5 protein-coding genes are annotated in these 3,677 nt (G+C 63.9%); 1 reads left to right on the forward strand and 4 read right to left on the reverse strand.

The features are described 5' to 3' along the window. Positions 1 to 821 (reverse strand): ATP-grasp domain-containing protein (locus tag Q0O05_RS11745; protein ID WP_293663255.1); only part of this gene is annotated, 821 nt, incomplete at its 3' end. Between the two features lie 38 nt (positions 822 to 859). After that, complete coding sequence (gene purE, locus Q0O05_RS11750; protein ID WP_293663247.1) at positions 860 to 1,363, reverse strand: 5-(carboxyamino)imidazole ribonucleotide mutase; 504 nt, start codon at positions 1,361 to 1,363, stop codon at positions 860 to 862. Between the two features lie 37 nt (positions 1,364 to 1,400). Between purE and trxA the strand changes: the two genes are divergently transcribed. After that, positions 1,401 to 2,357, forward strand: coding sequence for a thioredoxin (trxA, locus tag Q0O05_RS11755; protein ID WP_293663249.1), 957 nt, complete (start codon positions 1,401 to 1,403; stop codon positions 2,355 to 2,357). Between the two features lie 37 nt (positions 2,358 to 2,394). Here the strand turns inward: trxA and Q0O05_RS11760 are convergent, their stop codons facing one another. Further along, the gene (locus Q0O05_RS11760) at positions 2,395 to 3,300 is read right to left on the reverse strand and encodes a phosphoribosylaminoimidazolesuccinocarboxamide synthase (protein ID WP_293663251.1); all 906 of its coding nucleotides are present in this window, start codon (positions 3,298 to 3,300) and stop codon (positions 2,395 to 2,397) included. 95 nt (positions 3,301 to 3,395) lie between these two features. Further along, positions 3,396 to 3,677 (reverse strand): class II fructose-bisphosphate aldolase (locus tag Q0O05_RS11765; RefSeq protein WP_293663253.1); only part of this gene is annotated, 282 nt, incomplete at its 5' end.

Consider the following 3,677-nt stretch of genomic DNA (forward strand, 5'->3'; position numbering starts at 1 on the left):
ACCAGCGCGCCCAACCCGGCCGCATCAGGATGCGACGCGTCAAGTACAAAGAATTCCACACACAAAACGCCGACGTAGTCCAAGCCATCTGCTATCGATTTCGCAGCAGCTACCGCAGTCCGGGAAAGCTCCGGCGGCAGATTTCCTTCATAAACCTCTGTCACCGCGAGAATACCGTCGCGGTGCAGATTGCGCTGCACCGGCAGGTTCACGCAGCTGCCATCGGAGCCGCGGGCCACGATCACGCTGCACTCCATCTCCAGGGGCAGCATCTTCTCGAGCACGCAGGGCACTTCCTTGAGCTCGCGCCAGGCGGCTTGCAGTTCGGCAAGGGTGGAAACGCGCACCTGCCCCTTGCCGTCGTAACCCATGCGGGCGGTCTTCAGAATGCCGGGCAGGAGTGAGGCTCCCGCAACGGCGGCCAGCTGTTCAGGAGTTTCAATCACCGCGTAGGGGGCGCAGGGCACGCCGCAGCGCACAAAGTGGGCCTTCTCTGCCGCGCGGTCCTGCGCAATGGCCACCGCGGCGGCGGCGGGCGAGACCGGCCGGGTGCGGGCCAACGCGGTAAGCGCCTCGGCCGGCACGTTTTCAAACTCGGTGGTGATAGCTACCGACAACTCCGCCAGACGGGCCAGCCCTTCGGGGTCGGTGTAGCTGGTTTGCACATGGTGGTGGCTGATGCGCCCGGCCGGGCTGCTGGCGTCGGGATCCAGCACGGCGGTGAAAAAACCCATCTGCTGCGCGGCATGGGCGAACATCCGGCCCAACTGGCCGCCGCCCATGACCCCTAGGGTCATCTCCTTGGAACCGCCAAGGGTCATTTTCTTGGAACCGCCCAGCGTCGCGTCCGAGCCAACCATCACGGCTCGCTGCCGGTTACCGGCAGGGTCATCGCGCGTGCCGATTCGGTCTGGTCCACACGGAAGGCGTCCAGCTGTGTGCGCAGGTCGGGGTTGGCGGTGGCCAGAATGGAGATGGCAAACAGCGCCGCGTTGGCCGCGCCGGCGCTGCCAATGGCAAAGGTGGCCACCGGAACACCCTTAGGCATTTGCACGATGCTGTGCAAGGAGTCGACCCCGCTGAGTGCCTTGCTCTGCACCGGCACACCGAGCACCGGCAGCGTGGTTTTGGCAGCCAGCATGCCCGGCAGGTGGGCCGCACCGCCGGCGCCGGCGATGAGGGCCTTCAGCCCGCGGGCCGCGGCGGTTTCGGCGTAGCGGAACATATCGTCGGGCATGCGGTGGGCGGAAATGACGCGCGCCTCGAAGCCGATACCAAACTGTTGGAGAATCTGGACTGCGTGCTGCATGGTGTCCCAGTCGGAACTGGAGCCCATCACGACGCCGATTTGAATTGATTTCATCGCAGGATTTTACTTTTTCATCACTCGCCAAGGCCCCATGATCGACGTCACCATCGAAAACTTTGAAACCGAAGTCATTGCCGCCTCGCACCAGACGCCGGTGCTGGTCGATTTTTGGGCGCCCTGGTGCGGCCCCTGCAAGAGCCTGGGCCCGCTGCTCGAAAAAGTAGAAGAGGACTACGGCGGGCGCTTCAAGCTGGTAAAAATTGACTCTGACCAGGAGCAGCAACTCGCGCAGGCCTTCGGCATCCGCAGCATCCCGACCTGCGTGCTCATGATCAACGGCAAGCCGGCCGACGGCTTCATGGGCGCCGTGCCCGAGGGCAAGCTCAAAGAGTTTCTGGACAAGCATGTGCCCTCAGAGGACGTGCTGGAAGCCGCGTCCGACGCCGAAGACGCGCAGGCCCTGGCTGCCGCCGGCGACCCGCGCGCTGCGCTCAACAAGCTGCATGAGGCGCTGACGCTGAACCCCGGCAACGACGACGCCCGCTATGACTACGTGAAGCTGCTCATTGAAAACGACCTGATCGAAGAGGCCGGGGCCGCGCTGCAACCCGCGCTGGCCGCCATACCGCGGCAGATCCGGTTTGAGGCGCTGGGCCAGTTTCTGGATGCCATCCGGTTCGCCCTGACCGACGACCGCGGCCTGTGGACGCCCGAGCAGTTTGACGCCTTGATTGCCTCCAACAAGCGCGATTTCGACACCCGGCTGGCCAAGGCAAGGGTGCTGATGGTGGGCGGCGACTGGACCGTCGCGATGGACGAGTTGCTGGAAATCATCATGCGCGACAAGGCCTGGGGCAGCGAGGTGCCGCGCAAGACCTTTGTGGCTATCCTGGAGCTGCTCACCCCACCCAAGCCCAAAGCGGCGTCCGCAACCCCGGGCAAAGCCGCCGGCGGCATCGAGGTGCTGGGCAAAGTGGTAGCCGAAGAAGACCCGCAGGCCCAGCTGGTCGCCAGCTACCGCCGCAAGCTCAGCATGGCGCTGAACTAAGGAGCTGAGGGGCCGAGAGGCTAAGGGGCCAAGGCATTCAAGCCGTCAGGCGCGCCAGGGCTTCGCGGTATTTGTCGGCGGTTTTCTCGATCACCTCGCGCGGTACGCGCGGAGCTGGGGGCGTTTTGTCCCAGGGCTTGCCGTCCACCAGCGCCTGCTCCAGCCAGTCGCGCACGAACTGCTTGTCGTAGCTGGGCGGGTTGGTACCCATTTGGTAACTTTCTACCGGCCAGTAGCGCGATGAGTCGGGCGTAAGCACTTCGTCCATCAGCGTGAGCGTGCCGTCCTTGTCCAGGCCGAACTCAAATTTGGTGTCGGCAATGATGATGCCTTTGGTCAGTGCGAACTCAGCGGCAACCTGGTAGATGCGGATGCTGATATCGCGGATGCGGCTGGCCAGATCCATGCCAATCATCTCCACGGTTTGCTCGAAGGTGATGTTCTCGTCGTGGTCGCCGACGGCGGCTTTGGCAGCGGGGGTGTAAATGGGTTCGGGCAGCTTGCTCGCGTTCTGCAAGCCCGCGGGCAAAGCCACGCCGCACACCGCGCCGCCTTGCTGGTACTCCTTCCAGCCACTGCCGGCCAGATAACCGCGCACCACCGCCTCCACCGGCAGGGGTTTGAGCCGCTTCACCAGCATGGAACGGCCTGCAACCTGCGCCACCTCGGCGGGAGTCACTACACTTTCAGGAGCATCGCCGGTCAGATGATTCGGGCAGATATCGGCGCCGTTTTTGCCCAGCTTGTCGAACCAGAAAAGCGCCATTTGCGTGAGCAGCGCACCTTTGCCGGGGATGGGCTCGCCCATGATGACGTCAAAGGCGGAGAGCCGGTCGCTGGCCACCATCAGGATGCGATCTTCGCCCACCGCGTAGTTGTCGCGCACCTTGCCGCGGGCCAGCAAGGGGAGTGACAAGGCGGAGGTGTGCAAAGCGTGGGTCATGGCGTCCAACAAAGTAAAAAGGCCCCGCCTGCAAGGGCTGGCGGGGCGTCGGATTATCGCAAGTTCGCTGCGCCCTGCGGCGCAGTCACTCAGGCTCAGACTGCGATGTCTTGCACCTTTTGGGCGAGTTCACCTTTTTCGTAACGCGCGGCCACGACCTGCAAGCTGTTTCCCTTGAAGCTGGCGGCCTGACCTTCGCAACCGAATTCGATGTAACGCTGCTTGCAGAGCTGCTTGGCGGCTTCGCGGGCGGGCTTGAGCCATTCGCGGGCGTCGAACTTTTCGGGGTTCTCAAACAGGAACTTGCGCACCGCGGCGGTCATGGCCATGCGGATGTCGGTGTCGATATTGACCTTGCGCACGCCGAACTGGATGGC

It is taken from the genome of Rhodoferax sp. OV413, from assembly GCF_945881795.1.
GTDB lineage: Bacteria > Pseudomonadota > Gammaproteobacteria > Burkholderiales > Burkholderiaceae_C > Allorhodoferax.

Bases quoted from the DNA above. Each gene is read 5' to 3' on its own strand.
- purE (WP_293663247.1), bottom strand. From the start codon at position 1,363: ATGAAATCAATTCAAATCGGCGTCGTGATGGGCTCCAGTTCCGACTGG.
- trxA (WP_293663249.1), top strand. From the start codon at position 1,401: ATGATCGACGTCACCATCGAAAACTTTGAAACCGAAGTCATTGCCGCC.
- Q0O05_RS11760 (WP_293663251.1), bottom strand. From the start codon at position 3,300: ATGACCCACGCTTTGCACACCTCCGCCTTGTCACTCCCCTTGCTGGCC.